This is a genomic window from Limibacter armeniacum (assembly GCF_036880985.1).
Classification (GTDB): Bacteria; Bacteroidota; Bacteroidia; order Cytophagales; family Flammeovirgaceae; genus Limibacter; species Limibacter armeniacum.
Genome location: NZ_JBAJNO010000008.1, coordinates 240,896 through 259,146 on the forward strand (window position 1 = coordinate 240,896; position 18,251 = coordinate 259,146).

The 18,251-nt window shown below is 40.6% G+C and carries 12 protein-coding genes; 6 read left to right on the forward strand and 6 right to left on the reverse strand.

What is annotated here, in order from left to right; genetic code table 11:
- Window positions 1–53 precede the first annotated feature (53 nt).
- The 6 genes from V6R21_RS06970 to msrA form a co-directional block, all read right to left on the reverse strand.
- The gene (locus V6R21_RS06970) at window positions 54–926 is read right to left on the reverse strand and encodes a DUF5777 family beta-barrel protein (RefSeq protein ID WP_334242105.1); all 873 of its coding nucleotides are present in this window, start codon (window positions 924–926) and stop codon (window positions 54–56) included.
- Window positions 923–1,462 (reverse strand): YceI family protein, encoded by a 540-nt coding sequence (locus tag V6R21_RS06975; RefSeq protein ID WP_334242107.1) that lies wholly within the window; start codon window positions 1,460–1,462, stop codon window positions 923–925. Before V6R21_RS06975 ends, V6R21_RS06970 begins: the two co-directional genes overlap by 4 nt.
- Window positions 1,459–1,824 (reverse strand): hypothetical protein, encoded by a 366-nt coding sequence (locus V6R21_RS06980; RefSeq protein ID WP_334242109.1) that lies wholly within the window; start codon window positions 1,822–1,824, stop codon window positions 1,459–1,461. Before V6R21_RS06980 ends, V6R21_RS06975 begins: the two co-directional genes overlap by 4 nt.
- A gap of 139 nt (window positions 1,825–1,963) precedes the next feature.
- Window positions 1,964–2,395, reverse strand: coding sequence for a DUF4174 domain-containing protein (locus V6R21_RS06985; RefSeq protein ID WP_334242111.1), 432 nt, complete (start codon window positions 2,393–2,395; stop codon window positions 1,964–1,966).
- A gap of 81 nt (window positions 2,396–2,476) precedes the next feature.
- Window positions 2,477–2,941 carry a hypothetical protein gene (locus V6R21_RS06990; RefSeq protein ID WP_334242113.1) on the reverse strand — a complete coding sequence of 155 codons (465 nt, stop codon included), beginning with the start codon at window positions 2,939–2,941 and terminating at the stop codon, window positions 2,477–2,479.
- A 149-nt stretch (window positions 2,942–3,090) separates the two neighbouring features.
- Window positions 3,091–3,762, reverse strand: a complete 672-nt coding sequence (gene msrA / locus V6R21_RS06995) for a peptide-methionine (S)-S-oxide reductase MsrA (RefSeq protein ID WP_334242114.1) — start codon at window positions 3,760–3,762, stop codon at window positions 3,091–3,093.
- 300 nt (window positions 3,763–4,062) lie between these two features.
- Here msrA and V6R21_RS07000 point away from each other — a divergent pair, with 300 nt between their 5' ends.
- From V6R21_RS07000 to V6R21_RS07025, 6 genes are all read left to right on the forward strand, one after another.
- Entirely contained in the window at window positions 4,063–5,229 is a 1,167-nt protein-coding gene (locus V6R21_RS07000) for a hypothetical protein (protein WP_334242116.1), read from the forward strand.
- A 70-nt stretch (window positions 5,230–5,299) separates the two neighbouring features.
- Entirely contained in the window at window positions 5,300–5,797 is a 498-nt protein-coding gene (locus V6R21_RS07005) for a hypothetical protein (protein WP_334242118.1), read from the forward strand.
- A gap of 432 nt (window positions 5,798–6,229) precedes the next feature.
- Window positions 6,230–12,520, forward strand: coding sequence for a PAS domain S-box protein (locus V6R21_RS07010; protein WP_334242120.1), 6,291 nt, complete (start codon window positions 6,230–6,232; stop codon window positions 12,518–12,520).
- 33 nt (window positions 12,521–12,553) lie between these two features.
- Entirely contained in the window at window positions 12,554–13,102 is a 549-nt protein-coding gene (locus V6R21_RS07015; RefSeq protein ID WP_334242121.1) for a SiaB family protein kinase, read from the forward strand.
- A 57-nt stretch (window positions 13,103–13,159) separates the two neighbouring features.
- Complete coding sequence (locus tag V6R21_RS07020; protein ID WP_334242123.1) at window positions 13,160–13,540, forward strand: SiaC family regulatory phosphoprotein; 381 nt, start codon at window positions 13,160–13,162, stop codon at window positions 13,538–13,540.
- A gap of 501 nt (window positions 13,541–14,041) precedes the next feature.
- On the forward strand, window positions 14,042–18,217 hold the full coding sequence (locus V6R21_RS07025; protein WP_334242124.1) for a PAS domain S-box protein: 4,176 nt from the start codon (window positions 14,042–14,044) through the stop codon (window positions 18,215–18,217).
- Window positions 18,218–18,251: the final 34 nt, after the last annotated feature.

Genomic DNA, 18,251 nt, shown 5'->3' on the forward strand with positions numbered 1-18,251 from the left:
TGCATTAAAAAAAACAATTTATCAGCCGTATGTGATAGCTTTAAATAGGGCGGTTATTTTTTGTTGCGGCCAATGTAGAATACTCGGGTGATGTTGAAACCGAAATGAATGTCTCCCTCAAAGAAGTCATCAATGGTTTCCGTAATAAATGACTTTTCTACCATGGCACGTGCATTGGTAAATTGCAGTTGGAAAACATGTCCTCCTGTTTCTATATCAACTCCGATACCAAATGCATTGTGATAAGGAGAATCAGTCTCTTCATTTATTCTCAAATAATATTCAGAAGTAATAGCAAGGCTTTGGGTGATCTTATACCTGCCAGCAAACCCAATGGCAAACATACCGTTCTTTTCTTTTTCCAATAAAACCAAGTTACGGTGTACAAATGAAGGCATCACTTGAAGCGAAAGTTTATTGCTGAACTTACGGGCAAGTAATAACTGATAGGTGTAAGCTGTGCGGCGTTGAAAACTCTCTTCTATATCAGGGTTAATCTCTTTCTGTCCGTTATATGCAATGCTGGTAAATGCTGTAAGTGAAATAGGTACTTTGTCATCCTGCTGTAAAACTTTGTATTTGAGATAGGCATCTATTGTTTTTTCCAGTGAACTTCTCCCAAGAGCAACTGTCAATCTATCTGTTACTCCATATTCCAAAGCCAAGCGGATATTAGCATCATCTAGTCCAAAAAAGGTATCAAAACCCTCTTTGATAGTTCCAAAGCGGTGTGATATCACAAACTCTAATACATTTTTTCCACGTGTTTCTACAGAGTGACCATTGATAATGCGTGTTCCTTTAAAAGTACCTTGCGCAATACTTGTAGCCCATCCTTTTTCTTCCTGCTTCAACTCCTCTAACAGGTCGTCTTGTGCGTAAAGAAAGGATGGGAATAGCAGCAGGAAAAATAAGAATCGTTTCATGGGATAGGGGCGTATTTTATTTCCATTGTGACTTCTACGACTTCAGCAATGTTGTAGAACACCACTTTTGGGATCTTAATATCAAAATCAGCAAGCCGGATAGGAAAGCTGCTTTTTAAAAGTATGATACCATCTTCCTTCACAATTGTACCCGTTGCCGTGATTTCTTGTTCAACTCCATGAATGTTGATTTTGCCTATAGCTTGAACCTCTTGTGGTGAAGGTGATGGCGTAGATAGTCCAGTGATTTTACCCTTGAAAGTACTTGTAGGGTACTTCTCACTTTCAAGGTACTTTTCATTAAAGTGTTCCTGCATCAGCGACTTTTCAAACTCAAATCCTGTAATAGGCACCACAAAGGCGATCTCATTATTGGAAAGGTCAAGTATACTGATGACTTGTTGATTTTCTGCCGAGATATTTTCAACAGGAGCTTCCGAGTAAAAAGAGACCGTGGCACTTTCAGACTTGTATCGTTGTGCCTGAGAGGTGGATATACAAATGAGTAAAAGAAATATATAGAGTAGTGGTTTCATTCTGGTGCACCCTGTCTGACCCAACAGGAGATGGTTTGTATTTCAGTTGCTGTAAGTGTAAGACCTGATGTATTGGGAGGCATTGAGCCTGAAGCTGTACGTTGACGGATACTGTTACGGTTGGAAAATACATCACCATAATTCAGGAAATTGGGAGATTGGGTATCAAGATGACAGCCACCAATAGCACAATTGACTTGGATAATCGGTGCGATATCAGTCTCATAAAATACAGCCTCACTGCATGTAGAATCAGGGAGCATATTGTTTTGCTCATTGAGAATGCCTTCTTCACTTTCATTCCCGCAGTTAGAGAAGCAGATAACTATAAAGACACCGATAATTAGTAGATTCCTAATCATGCTAGAGGGGAAAGTTACTTTTTGGTATATATAAAAGATGATGCTTTTCTTACTAACAAAGCTAGAAAGTGAGCAGGTTCTTAAATAATATACGGGGTAGGGTGTCTGTCTGGATTGAGACTATTAGCTATGATTAGTACTATTTTTTCATTTCTGGCTGTCTCATAGGCATACGGTCAATCAGACTAAATATTTCTTGAGGAGAAACAGGATGATATTTGGTTAGTTTCTTGGTGCCGTCTTTTCCAATAAGCAATACAGTAAATTGGTTGTCGGGAACACTGAAGTGTTTTCTGATGGCAGTAGCTTCCAAGTCAGTAATTAGCATGCCTTGCTGATTGCGTACAGTATTTTGATCAATACGAATCAATAGTAACTGTCTGTCCTCTAATTCCTCCTGTTTTTGCTCAAACAGGAGAAGTTGTTCTTTAATGGGATGACTGTCAGTATTTTCGTCAAATAAGAGTAACAGTCGGTTTTTCCATTGAAATTCTTCTAAAGGCATAGGTTGGGCAATTAAAGTATATGAGAAAAAGAGGGAAACAAAGAGGAGAGCAAGTAGCCGTATCATAGGTGATAGTTTTATAAGGAGTAACTATTTAATTACTCCTTATAAACAAACAGTAGAATGAACTAATGTGTCTTAAGCGGTTTAAAAACTTCTGAAATAAGGTCTGCTAGTCAGGGGTGAAAAGGCCCAAGGGATTGAGGTCAGGATAAGGAAAAGTCCAACAGAGAACCAGATAGCCATTGTCTTGAATTTTTCTTTGTCCGTAGGTTTTCTTTTTGCCTTTGCTGAACCAATCGTAACCACGACAATGGCGATCAGCATAACGGTGATATGTTCCATCCCAAAAAATCGGATTTCACGCATATGCACAGCTTCGCTAAAGTTATCAAGGAAGTAATCAACCACAGGACTTATAAAGTAGAGCCAAAGCCCGAGCATTAGTTGTATGTGTGCGACGGTGGCTGTATTATGTCTTACGAGATTATCCAGTTTAGCAAATGGCTTATTGGATAGCCATCCTCTGTAAGCACGAAACAAGGCAAAAAACAGACTTGCTAAAACCAGCCACCTGACAAGTGAATGGGTAGCTAAAAGTATAGGATACATGTTGCTTGGTAAGTTTAGTAAAAAAAGAATCTGTGAAGTGTAGCAAATATAAGGGTTCGACTGAAAGTTTGGGTGTTACAATTGTGATATCCGCTCATAAATAAAAGCCGTAAATACAATTCAGTATCTACGGCTTTTAAGTTGTTGCCTTATTTGTGTAAAGCTTCATCTTTCAGTAATTCAGGGTGTTTTGCCTGAAAAGCTTTTAACCTCGGAATGGAGACGTTTTCCACATATGGTTCGTTGGGGTGCAACTTTTCATAATTCTGGTGGTATTCTTCAGCAGGATAGAATTTCTTCAGTGCTGTGATCTCCGTAACAATAGGTTTGTCGTACTGACCAGAAGCAGCTAAAGCATTCTTAGCCTTTTCCGCTATTTTCTTTTCTTCATCATTCTGGTAGAAAATGATGGATCGGTACTGTTTTCCAAAATCGGGGTTTTGTCCAACAGTGGTAGGATCCTGAGAAGCATAGAATACTTGTACCAGCGTTTCGAAACTAACGATGCTTGGATCGTAATAGACCTCCACAGCTTCGGCATGACCTGTTTCACCACTTCCAACTTCTCTGTAGGTAGGATTTGCTTTTTCACCACCAGCATAACCAGATACGGCCTCATGAACTCCCTTAAGGCTTTCATAAATTGCTTCTACACACCAGAAGCATCCACTTGCAAAGTAGGCTCTCTTGTATTTTGATAGGTCTTGGGCTTCTTGTTTTATATGTGTATTGGCAGTGCTTTTTTGCTCCGTATTGCATGCACATGCTACCATGACAATTATCCATAAGATGGATGCAAAACTTATTTTCTTCAAGATCATAGTACTACGGGTTAGTTGTTAAGCTTAGAACAACCGAAGTGCCTGTTTTGATTTAAGTTTGCTTATCTTTGGCGTTTTTTCACATTATCAACAGAATATGGTAGAGTTATCCACTTTCATACATTGTTTGTGGATAACTACCTGTTTATCTTTATAGAATCAAGAAGGTTACTAACGAAATGTTGATAAGAGGAGGGTTTTAGTAAACAATTCATTCAACATATACACATATGTGAATAAAAAGAGGGTTTTGTTCTACGATTCACTTAGATGTCAACATTTATCCACAGTTTTCAACAAATGAAAAAGAAGAATCAGCCAGCTGTCAAACACCAGGTCAAGAAACTGACTCCTGAAGATCAGTTCAAAAGATTACAGGAAGCCGTTAGGAAGAAAAAACTCAGAAATATCCAGCTGAGACATGATCTTGATATGCTGATCAAACGCTATGAAAGTGAAGTGAAGGCAGAAGAACTGGGGTATTTCAGGCGTATCTACAACTTGGCGGATTGGTTGATTGGTTTGGCAGCTGACAGGCAGTTGTTGGAATGGGAAAGGACGGTTCTGATGCGTTGGGTTTCAGAGCTGATCGATGGAGTGAGCCGATATGCTTATGCCAATGAGCTGAACATGAAAGCCCTTTATGAAAGGTTCAGGCAGCTTTACAGCCAACATCAGGTGGAGATACTGCGTCCGCATGAGAAGAAAAGGCTAAGGGATGCATTTCGGAAATTTGTCACTGAGCAGACAGGACTGAACTTGGAGCAGTTGTTTACTGAGGATGAACTGGAAAAGCTTTTTCTGGAGCCAATGGAATTTGTGGCTAGTGTGAGGGCAAAAATGCAAGAGCGTAATGAAAGGGAAGAAGAGCTTCGTTTTGAAGCAAAGGTAGAAGCCCAGCATAAGGTGGATAAGGATGTGGACATTGAGAATAAAATCATGGCGAGGACTACCTCATTGAATACACTTTTCAAGAAATTGGCAAAGGTGCTTCATCCAGATACCCAGACAGATGAGCAGAAAAAAGCTGAGTTGCACCATCAGATGAGTGAACTTATGGATGCCAAGAAAAACCATGACCTGATGAAAGTGATTACGCTTTACCGGAAGCACTTTGATGAGTTGGACTTTACTTTTTCGGAAGAAGACATGATTGGATTTAATACCATGCTCAAAAAACAGGAAAAGCAACTGGATTGGGAGTTTGAAATGCTTAAGTACCATGACGGAATCAGAAGCCGTATGTTCAAGGCATTTTATGCATATACCCGAAAGTCCGTAGACCGTAAATTTGAAGAGTACTTAACCATCATTCGTGCTGGACAGCGAGAACTGGAAAAGGAATTTGTACAGGCGCAGAGTATCAAGGAGCTGAAACAGTTTATCAAGATGATAAGGGACAGTTCGGCCTACCATGATGACCTGATGTCGGCATTGAGCCATATGTATTATTACGACAGGGGTTAGAGGTGTCGGAACCACAAAAACTGTAATGACTGAAACTCAAATTTTTATTAAATAACTAACTGCTTTTTATATGACCCGTGATAGAAAAGATCGAGGCAATAACGTCTACAAGTTTGTAGTAACAGAAGACGTTTGGATACAGACCAGCCTCAAAGACATTTCATTTGAAAATGACTGGATCAGTTTTGAGAATGGTATCATCAGACTGAAAGGAACAAACAAGCAAGGTTATGCTTGGGATGGTTGTTCCCCCAAAAAGATATGGCTGGATTTGGTGTGGGGGACTCCCGATGGTAGGTTAGATGAAAGAACTGAATTGCCCCTGACATATTATGCTTCTCTTTTCCATGATGCCATTTATCAGTTTAAAGATGAGATAGTGATTAGCAGAAAAGAAGCAGACTTACTCTTCAGGCAAATGATGAAAGAAACAGGCTTTGTTTGGAGTGGGATGTATTACTTTTTTGTCCGAATGTTTGGCGGTTTTTATGGAAAGTGGCTTAAAAAGGAATCGGCTCCTAAAGTGGAAGTAAAGACCTACTCTTGGTTGGAAGTAGTCGCTGTCTAAAAGCATATTGTGATAGTAGATGAGAATTGTACAGAAACAGTAAGACCGTAGTTTTGATAAGGATCGAAACTGCGGTTTTTTTGTTTGGAGTGATTTAGTTATTGAATATAAATATTTTAATATAACAATTTGTAAAAGTTATTAAACCGTAACTTGAATTTTGGATTAGTAAAATCTTAAAATACCCTAAATCAAGGTAAATAGGCAGGTTTTTTAGTTTTTAGGAAATAGGAATTTTCTTATTTCTCAGATTACTTTTTATTCTTATTAATTTTTACTCCCTCATTATTAGGTTGTTAATGATGCTTAATTCTTCATGGTAAGATTATTGTCCTAACAATAATAAGTACAAATATATCATTGAATGTTTGTAAATGTTTATAACAAAAAGGCACACTTATACTAAATACTAACACTCTTTTTTTATTGGGAATGGGAATACAAAAGGATAATATCCAAACCAGCTTGAAACTAGACACCCAATGGAATGTCTTTGTGAGTACTCTAAAGGAGCTTTCTGTGAGTTTAGAGAACCACGATCTGGATTGGACATCAGCTGCTGATCACGTTACTAAGCGTTTGACGGAAGTAACTAAAGCCAACAGGGCCGGTATATGGGCATATAGTGCATTTAGACATAATCTTGAGGCTATCTCACTGTTTGATAGCGATGAACAGGACTTTGTCAGAGATGTTCATATCTGTAGGTACGATGTATCAGATTTCTTTGATTCAATCGAAAGGGGAGAAATTGTCAAAGCAGATAGGGCACAAGAGCATCCGCTTACCGAAGGGCTTTTAGAGATCTACCTGAGACCAGCATTGATCCAGTCTATGCTATACATTCCCCTTAGCTATGGAGGTATACTATATGGTATGGTTGGCCTTGAGTACAAGCATATTGTAAGAAACTGGACTCCAGAAGAGATTCTTTTCCTTTCCTCTGTGACAAATATGATCGCAGTGAATTTCAAGTTGCAGGACGTACATGCCCAGCAATTTGATCAGACACCTGATGAGGATGTGAAAAAAGCATTTCATGAACTCAAAGCCAGAGAGCAGGAGATCATTTCACAGAGAGAGGTTTCATATAAATACAACCAAAAACTCCGTCAGAAAGAGTCAGAGCTTAAGACTATTCTCAATACGATTGAGTGTAAAAATTACCTAGTAAGATTTACACCTGACGGAAAACTCACTTATGTAAGTGATCCATTCCTTAAGTTAGGCAACTTATCAAGAGAGGCGATTAATGGCCGTAACATTGTTGATTTTGTCAAGAATAAAGAAGGACTGGAGGAAATATACAAGAGTATATTAGAAAGGTTAGCAAATGGTGAGACCGTTGAGCGAGACCTTGAAGTTACACTGCCAACAGGTAATTTCTGGATGCATGTAACTTATGCTCCAATGCATAACGAGCAGAATCAGGTCAATGAGGTTTTGGGTCTTTATGCCAATATTACTCATCAGAAAGAACAGGAGCAGGAGCTTAAAGAGAAGAATGAAGAACTGACGGTTTCTGAAGAGGAGCTACGCCAGCAGCAGGAAGAGATCCTGTCTCAGCGTGAGGTGGTAGAGCAATACAATGCCGAGCTGAAGAGAAAAGAAGAAGAGCTGAGTGGTATTATAGGTTCTGTAGAACAGAAAAATTACGTAATCCGCTATGATCTGGATGGATTGATCACTTATGTGAGTGAGCCATTCATGAGGTTATTTGAACCATCAGGTGATGTTCAGCCACAGGAAGAAATGGAGAGTGTCAACCTGAAAGATGTTGAGCCTGCATTTATCAACAATCCACAGGCATTCGAGGAGCATATCTCAAAGCTGAAGCGCGGAGAGGTTGTTGTAAGGGAAAGTGAGATTGCTTTAGAGGATGGCCGTGTTATTTATATACAAGCTACTGAAACGCCAATTCTTGATAAGGATGGTAATATAAATGCAGTATTCAGTATATCAGCGGACATGACAGCTCAGAAGCTGCAACACTTGGAGCTTCAGCATAAGAATGAAGAGTTGTTGACTTCAGAAGAAGAGCTTCGTCAACAACAGGAAGAGATCCTGTCTCAGCGTGAGGTAGTAGAGCAATACAATGCCGAGCTGAAGAGAAAAGAAGAAGAGCTGAGTGGTATTATAGGTTCTGTAGAGCAGAAAAACTATGTGATTTACTACGATATTGATGGAACCATCACTTATGTCAGCGAACCTTTTGTAAAGTTATTAGATCCATCTGGTACCCAGCAACAGGAGGGAGCAGAAAGTATAAACTTGAGGGATGTAGTACCTAACTTTGCGAATAATCCGGAAGTATTTGATGAGCATATCTCAAAGCTGAAGAAAGGTGAAGTAGTAGTAAGGGAAACAATATTACCAGCATCAGATGGTCGTACTGTTTATATACAAGCTACAGAAACACCAATCTTTGATAAGGATGGCAATGTGAAGTCGGTATTCAGTATTTCAGCAGATATTACTGAACAAAAAGAACAGCAGCTTGTACTTCAGTACAAGAATGAAGAGTTGCTGACTTCAGAAGAAGAGCTTCGCCAACAACAGGAAGAGATCCTGTCTCAACGTGAGGTAGTAGAGCAGTACAATATTGAGCTGAAGAGAAAAGAAGAAGAGCTGAGTGGTATTATAGGTTCTATCGAGCAACAAAACTACGTATCCCGTTACGATCTGGATGGTTGGATCACTTATGTGAGTGAACCATTCATGAAGTTGCTCGATCCATCAGGCACACAGCAGCAGCAGCAGGATATGGCGAAGCTCAACCTGAAAGAGGTCGAGCCAGCATTTGTCGATAATCCACAGGCATATGAGGAGCATATAGCAAAGTTGAAGCGTGGGGAAGTAATCATCAGGGATAGTGTAATTCCAACAGAAGATGGTCGTACTATCTACATGCAAATGACGGAAACCCCAATCCTTGATAAGGATGGTAATGTGAAGTCAGTATTTTGTATTTCGGCAGATATTACTGAGCAAAAAGAGCAGCAGATTGTACTTCAGCACAAGAATGAGGAGTTACTGACTTCAGAAGAGGAACTTCGCCAGCAGCAGGAAGAGATCATTGCACAGCGTGAAGCAGCTGAGCAATACACAGTCATGCTCAAGCAAAAAGAGTCAGAGCTGCAAGGAGTCATCAAGTCGATTGAAGGACAGAACTACTTAGTACGCTTTACTCCTGAAGGAATCATCACCTATATCAGTGATCCATTTATCAAGTTTGCAGGCTTGCCTGAAGATGCACTCATTGGACATAGCATTGTAGAGTTCGTTGCTAAAAGCGGTGAAAGTTCTGCTGAAGTATACCAGCAGATCTTGGATAGACTTGACCGTGGTGAAATGGTGGAGCGTGATATTGAGATCAAGTTACCTTCAGGAAAATTCTGGATGCATGTAACTTACTCTCCACTGAAAACACAAGCTGGGGACATCTATGAAATAATTGGTTTGTATGCCAATATCTCAGAGCAAAAGCATCAACAGCTAGAACTTCAAGAGAAAAATGAAGAACTGATTGTTTCAGAGGAAGAGCTTCGTCAGCAGCAGGAAGAGATTATTGCACAGCGTGAAGTTGTGGAGCAATATAACAGGGAACTGAAGCAGAAAGAGGAAGACTTGCAAGGTATTCTGGGGTCAATTGAACAACAGAACTTTGTAGTACAGTTTGATCTGGACGGTGTAGTTACCTATATCAGTGAGCCATTCCTTAAGCTACTGAACTTGACAGAAGATGAGGTACTTGGTGAAAATGTAAGGGATTTTGAAACTGAATTCCGTGATGATCCGGTTGCCTTTGAAGCTTACATGAACAAGCTTCGCAATGGTGAGATAGTGGCAAGAGAGAGCGTAGTTGAAACGCCTTCAGGAGAGACGATCTATACATACTCTACTGATACGCCTATCCGTGATGCTTCAGGAAATGTGAAGTCGATTTTCAATATATCGGCTGACATTACAAAGCAGAAGGAGCAGCAGAAGGAGCTTCAGGAGAAAAATGAGCAGTTGCTGGTATCAGAAGAAGAGCTTCGCCAGCAGCAGGAAGAGATTATCGCACAACGTGAAGTTGTGGAGCAATACAATGTTGAGCTCAGAAAGAAAGAAGAAGAGCTGAGTGCAATCATTGGTTCGATCGAGGAGAACAACTATGTGGTTCGCTACGATGCTGATGGAATGATCAACTATATCAGTACACCATATGTGGAGCTGGTTGATCCAGAAAGACAGTTCTTCAGTGAAAAAGGTGGCATGAACGTGAAGGAAGCTGACATGGAATTTGTCAACAATCCTGAGCGCTTTGAGCAGTACATGAGCAAACTGAAGCGGGGAGAAGTTATCGAAAGATACATAGAGCTTGAGTTAGGTGAGGAGCGTACTATCCACATGCACGTGACTGAGACACCTATTTTTGATAAAGATCGAAACCTGATCTCCGTATTCAGTATATCAACTGATATTTCAGAACATAAGAGACAGCAGCAGGAGCTTCAGAAAAAGAACGAAACACAGGCTGTTCTGGAGGAAGAACTTCGTCAGAATCTGGAAGAATTGCATGCGACACAAGAAGCTACCGAGGTAGAAAAAGAGCGTATCAAAGCAATTCTGGATGGTTGTGTGGATGCCGTTGTCAATATCAATGAAATCGGAATCATAGACTATGTCAACCCAGCAGCTATCAAGCTTTGGGGATATGAGGCAGGTGAAGTACTTGGTCAGAATGTGAAAATACTGATGGGAGGTGAGCACAGAGCCAACCATGATCAGTACTTGTCTAACTACCGTGAAACGGGCATAAGAAAGGGTATTGGTATTAGCAGAGAATTGGAGATTCTAACAAAAGATGGTCGTAAAGTGCCAATTTTGTTGACCCTGAGTGAGTCCCAATCTGCAAAGGGTAGAACCTTTACTGCTTTTGTGAAAGACATCACGTTACAAAAAGAGCAGGAAGAAGAAATCAGACAGAAGGGTGCTGAACTTTCAGCAGTCCTTAATACAATCGAAAGCAGAAACTACCTGATTCGCATCAACCCTCAAGGTATTATTACCTATGTAAGTGAACCTTACTTGCAGTTGATGGGAATGGCTAAGGAAGATGTTGTTGGGCAAAAGACCAGCGCATTGACCTCTAAAAAGGAGGATGCTACAGATGACTTCTACAAGCAGATCCATACTCGCTTGATGAATGGAGAAAGAGTGGAGCGTGATATTGAGCTTACTTTCCCAACAGGTAAATACTGGATGCACATTACCTATTCACCAATGTTTGATGCCAATGGTGAAATAGAAGAAATTTTGAGCCTTTGTGCGAACATTACTCCTCAGAAACTACAGGAGCAGGAGCTTCAGGAGAAGAATGAAGAATTGCTAGTATCTGAAGAGGAGCTTCGTCAGCAGCAGGAAGAGGTGATAGCACAGCGTGAGGTTGTAGAGGAATATAACATAGAACTCAGAAAGAAAGAAGCCGAGTTGCAAGGCGTTCTGGATTCTATCGAGCAAATGAACTACCTGCTACGATTTAAAGCAGATGGGGAAATCACTTATGTAAGTAAGCCATTCCTGAAACTGGCAGGCATTACAGAAGAAATGCTGGTAGGAAACAGTGTCGTTGACTTTGTTGGTAATAGTGATGATGTGATAGGGAAATTCACCGACATGCTGCGAGAAATGAAGGAAGGTACAATGGTAGAGCGTGACCTTAAGATTGACCTACCTTCAGGAACTTACTGGATGCATGTGAACTATACGCCACTGTTTAACGAAGAAGGCAACATTACAGAGATTATAGGTCTGTATGCCAATATGACTGAGCAGAAAATGCAGGAAATGGAGCTTCAGGAGAAGAATGAAGAACTGCTAGTATCTGAAGAGGAGCTTCGTCAGCAACAGGAAGAAATGGTTGCTCAGAAGGAGGCATTGGCACAGGTGAACAGTACACTGGAAGCAAAAGAGTGGAAAATTCAGCAGAGTATTTTGGCTGCCGAATCGATACAGCAAGCTGTATTGCCACAGAAGGAAAGACTCGAAAACCTACTGAAATCATACTTTGTACTCTACAGACCGAAAGATATTGTATCAGGAGACTTCTTTTGGTTAAGACAGGTAGAAGGCAAAACAGTACTGGCAGTAGCAGACTGTACAGGTCACGGTGTACCAGGTGCATTTATGACCATGATTGGTAATAGTTTGCTGGATAAGATTATTAGCGGAGAGAAAAATCTGGTACCATCTGAAGCATTGGAGAGACTTGACAAAGAAATCAAGTATGTGCTTCGTCAGAAAGAAACTGGTAACAATGACGGTATGGACATCGCTATTGCAGTGATGGAATCAATGCAAGGAGGCGGAATGAGGATTAGCTTCGGTGGAGCAAGACTGGCTATGTATTACCAGCACAATGGTGGTACGCTTGAGAAAGTGGATGCAACCAGACGCTCAATCGGTGGACATATTGCCAAATCCCCTCGTGAGTTTACAGATCAGGTAGTGGAATTGCCAGCAGGAAGTAGGTTCTATTTCTCAACGGATGGTTTCACCGACCAGAATGATAAAGAGCGTAAGAGCTTTGGACGTAAGTCATTTATGGGAATGCTGGAAGAAACCTACAAGTTCCCAATCAGGTCACAGCGTTCAGAGATTGAAAACCGCTTTATCAAGTACATGGATGGCACTGAGCAGCGAGATGATGTATTGCTGGTAGGTGTAGAAGTAAACTGATTGCATTAACTGATTTTGAAAACAGATAATAAAATGACTATAGATTTTAGTTTTCCATATGCGGCAGGCACTGCCTCTGACAATGTACTGATCTATTACAAAGGGTCTTTTGAAGAAGAAGTGTTATCTACTGTTGGTGCTAGTTTGAGAAAGCATTTTGACGAAATGCCTAAGTTAGGACGCTCAGCTTTTGCATCATTTGTAGAGATGGCTCAAAATATTTCTCTTTATTCTGAAGAAAGGAATATTTTCTCGGCAGATAACAAAACCAACGGAATTGGTACGTTCTTAGCTGAAGATTTGGATGATAAGGTTAAAGTGACTGCTACGAATTTGGTGAATGAGAGTCAGCAGAAAGAAATACTGGCTAAGGTGAAGAAAGTCAATGAGATGGAACTCAAAGACTTGAAAATGTGGAGAAGAGAGATATTGCGTAAGCCACCAGAGAAAGAAGGTCATCAGGGTGGTGGAATTGGCTTATTGGAGATTGTACTGAAGTCGGGTTCTCCACTTGATGTTGAGATCTCTATAGTGAATCAGCAGTATGCGTTTCTTTCACTTTCAGTATACCTGAATAAGTAGTATTTCACTTAATATCATCGTAGAATCAATTATTACAACACTATTCAAACTAGCATTATGGAGTGGCTTGAAAACTATAAAGAGGGCGTCTATAGACCAAATATATACTTTGATAAAGACAAAGCGATTTGTACTATAAAAGGTGAATCTTTTATGGAAAATGCTGCCCAGTTTTATAAGGAGTTCTCCCTTTGGATTGAGCAGTCATGCATTAGTAGTATCCTGAAAGAACTTCGTTTTGAAATGGAGTACTTTAACTCAAGTTCTGCAAAAGGATTTAGAGTGATGATGCAAAAAATCCATCAAATTCAGGATGGCGGATATGCACTGAAAGTGCTTTGGTGTTTCCCTGAAGAGGATGACAATGATATGGAGATGGAAGGTGAAGACCTGATCGAAGATACAGAAGTGGAAATGGAACTGTTGCAGTTAGCTTAATTTCTCACCTCGAAAATTATAATTCCCTTTAGACACTTAGCTAAAGGGAATTTTTTTATTGTACTCTATTTGATATGTGAAGAAAGAAGATAGTTTTTATTGACAATACCTGTGGTATTGGTGAAAAACTATCCATGATATACCTAATACTTTTACTACTCATAAATACTGTTTAGCCTGATTGAGTATCTTTCTAACCTGATATAAGAAAAATTAACATTGATTATTTTTTGACTTTTAGATTGACCTTACAACATTGAAATAGCGCTTGGGAAATAGACTTTAACAAAGGGTAACTCATTGCTTGTCAATTCTAAAACTCCTCCAAATTCACTGTGTTATATATAGGTTAAATTAGAATTACCTTCTGAAAATTTGGTTACAGTCAGATATTGAAAGTAAAATATTATGGCGCCAAAATTTTATATAATCATTCTGTTATATAATATTACAAAACGCTATTGCTAAATAAACTAACAACAAGTCATTCACTTTTTAAGAATGTATACACTAAAAAATCAAATCAGCGAACGACAAGACATACAATGGAATGTTTTTGTCAAAACACTTCATGAACTAATTGCAAGGTTAGAAGATGGCAATCACGATTGGACATTTTTTGTCAACTATGTAAGTAAACGACTAGCAGAAGTTACAAAATCAAGCAGAGCCGGAATTTGGATGTACAGCGAATCGAAGCAAACATTTGAATCCATATCCTTATATGACTCTGACAGACAGATCCCTAATCAAGAGATACACCTTAGCAAACAAGATATTCCCGGCTTTTTTGAAGCATTTCAGAATGGAGAAATAATAAAGGCTGACCGTGCTTTAGAGCATGCTCTTACTACTCAACTAGCAGAAGTTTACTTGTTACCAACAGGTATTCAGTCTGTGTTATACATCCCGATTAGCTATGGTGGTAAGCTATATGGTATGGTTGGACTCGAATTCAAGCATATTATTAGGATGTGGACAGCTGAGGAAGTTTTACTTCTAACCTCTACTGCTAACATTCTGTCTGTGAGCAGGAGGTTCCAGATTGAATATGGTAAATACTTTAACCTAGTTTCAGATCAAGACGATACACAAGCCACTCGTAAAAACCACAACGAAAGAGAAAGACTTGATCTCAAAGAAAAAGAACTGAAAGTCATCCTTGATACCATCGAGCGTAATAACTATTTGGTTCGCTTTTCACCAGAAGGGGTAGTGACTTATGTAAGCGAAGCATTCCTGAATTTTGTAGGCCTAACAGAAGATGTTGTACTAGGTAGTAACGCTGCGGAATTTATTGCACAAGGAGAGGAGACTTCACCAGAAGAAAATGAGGAAGTTAATCGCCGCCTAGGCAATGGAGAGATCGTGGAGCAAGACTTGGAACTACATGTACCTCGAGGTAGCTTTTGGGTGCATGTAGCTTACTCAGCGATTATCTCTCCAGAAGGAGATATATTAGAGATAATTGGTCTTTACACTGATATTACAGAACTGAAGACTCATGATATAGCGCTTCGCGAGAAAAATGAAGAGCTATTAACTTCAGAAGAGGAACTTCGTCAGCAGCAGGAAGAAATCTTGGCCCAGCAGGAAGCAACAGAAGCGGAGAAAGACCGAATCAAGGCAATCTTGGATGGTTGTGTGGATGCCGTAGTGACAATAGATGGTAGGGGAACGATAGAATATATCAACCCATCTGCGGTGAAGCTATGGGGATATAAGCCATCAGAAGTACTTGGTCAGAATGTGAAGATGCTGATGGGTAGCGAGCATAGTACCAACCATGACCAATACCTATCTAATTACCATCATACAGGAGAGAAAAAAGTAATTGGCACCGGAAGGGAAGTAGAGTTGGTAACCAAGGATGGTCGCCGAGTTCCGATCCTGCTGACGTTAAGTGAGGTAGAGACATCATCAGGCAAAAGCTTTACCGCATTTGTCAAAGACATTACAGAGCAGAAACGTAAGGAGAAGGAGTTACGAGAGAAAAATGAGGAGCTGTTAACTTCAGAAGAGGAACTTCGTCAGCAGCAGGAAGAAATCTTGGCACAGCAAGAGGCGACAGAAGCGGAGAAAGACCGAATCAAGGCGATCTTGGATGGTTGTGTGGATGCCGTAGTGACAATAGATGGCAGAGGAACGATAGAATATATCAACCCATCTGCGGTGAAGCTATGGGGATATGAGCCATCAGAAGTACTCGGTCAGAATGTGAAGATGCTGATGGGTAGCGAGCATAGTACCAACCATGACCAGTACCTATCTAATTACCATCATACAGGAGAGAAAAAAGTAATTGGCACCGGAAGGGAAGTAGAGTTGGTAACCAAGGATGGTCGCCGAGTTCCGATCCTGCTGACGTTAAGTGAGGTAGAGACATCATCTGGTAAAAGCTTTACCGCTTTCGTAAAGGATATTACGGTACTGAAGCAGAAAGAGGCGGAGGTATTAGCCCAGCAAGAGGCGACAGAAGCAGAGAAAGACCGAATCAAGGCAATTTTGGATGGTTGTGTGGATGCTGTTGTGACAATAGATGGCAGGGGAACGATAGAATATATCAACCCATCTGCGGTGAAGCTATGGGGATATGAGCCATCAGAGGTGTTAGGTCAGAATGTGAAGATGCTGATGGGTAGCGAGCATAGTACCAACCATGATCAGTACCTATCTAATTACCATCATACAGGAGAGAAAAAAGTAATTGGCACCGGAAGGGAAGTAGAGTTGGTAACCAAGGATGGTCGTCGAGTGCCAATTATGCTAACACTAAGTGAGGTAGAGACATCATCTGGTAAAAGCTTTACCGCTTTCGTAAAGGATATTACGGTACTGAAGCAGAAAGAGAAGGAACTGCTCGAGAAAAATGAAGAGTTGTTAACTTCAGAAGAGGAGCTTCGTCAGCAGCAGGAAGAAATCTTGGCACAGCAAGAGGCGACAGAAGCGGAGAAAGACCGTATCAAGGCAATCTTGGATGGATGTGTAGATGCCGTAGTAACAATTGACGGTAGGGGAACCATCGAATATATCAACCCATCTGCGGTGAAGCTATGGGGATATGAGCCATCAGAGGTGTTAGGTCAGAATGTGAAGATGCTGATGGGTAGCGAGCATAGTACCAACCATGATCAGTACCTATCTAATTACCATCATACAGGAGAGAAAAAAGTAATTGGCACCGGAAGGGAAGTAGAGTTGGTAACCAAGGATGGTCGTCGAGTGCCAATTATGCTAACACTAAGTGAGGTAGAGACATCATCTGGTAAAAGCTTTACCGCTTTCGTAAAGGATATTACGGTACTGAAGCAGAAAGAGAAGGAACTGCTCGAGAAAAATGAAGAGTTGTTAACTTCAGAAGAGGAGCTTCGTCAGCAGCAGGAAGAAATCTTGGCACAGCAAGAGGCGACAGAAGCGGAGAAAGACCGTATCAAGGCAATCTTGGATGGTTGTGTGGATGCCGTAGTGACAATTGACGGTAGGGGAACGATAGAATATATCAACCCATCTGCGGTGAAGCTATGGGGGTATAAACCATCAGAAGTGCTAGGTCAGAATGTGAAGATGCTGATGGGTAGCGAACACAAAGCGAATCATGACCAGTATCTATCTAATTACCACCAAACAGGGGAGAAGAAGGTATTAGGTACCGGAAGAGAAGTTGAGTTGGTGACTAAAGATGGCCGACACGTACCAATCTTGCTGACGCTAAGTGAAGTTGTAACGGCAAATGGCAAAAGCTTTACGGCATTTGTGAAAGATATTACGGAGCTGAAGCTAAAAGAGACAGAGCTTTATGAGATGAATGAGGAGCTGTTAACTTCAGAAGAGGAACTTCGTCAACAAAACGAAGAAATGATAGCTCAAAAAGAAGCACTGGCTGAGGTAAACAGTACTTTAGAAGCGAAGGAATGGAAGATTCAGCAAAGTATTTTGGCTGCGGAATCTATTCAGCAGGCAGTATTGCCTCAGAAGGATAGACTGGACAATTTACTGAACTCTTACTTTGTACTTTATAGACCAAAAGACATTGTTTCAGGAGATTTCTATTGGCTTCGAAAAGTGGAGAACAAGATCGTACTGGCAGTGGCAGACTGTACAGGACATGGTGTTCCTGGTGCATTTATGACCATGATTGGCAATAGCTTGCTGGATAAGATTATAGGTACTGAAAAGACGCTTTCACCTGCAGCAGCACTTGAATCCCTTGACCGTGAAATCAAGCATGTATTGCGTCAGGAAGAAACGGGCAATACAGACGGAATGGATATCGCCTTGGCTGTTATGGAGCCGATAGAAGGCGGTGGCATGCGAATCACTTATGGCGGAGCGAGGAATAGTATATATTATCAGCAGCCAAATGAATCAATTGAGAAGATTGATGGTACCAGACGTTCAATTGGTGGATTCATTTCTATCTCAAACAAAGCATTTACAGACCATGTGGTAGAGTTGGCAGCAGGTAGTAGATTCTATTTCACAACAGATGGATTTATCGACCAAAACGATGAGAACCGTAAAAGCTTTGGTAAAAAGAATTTTGCCGCTATGCTGGAGGATACAAGCCACTTACCGATCGAGATACAGCGTGAGACGGTTCTGCAGCATTTCCTCAATTACAAAGAGGGTACTGAGCAGCGAGATGATGTACTACTATTAGGGGTAGAAGTAAACTGATTGCAATTCATTGATTTTGAAAAAAGAACAATAA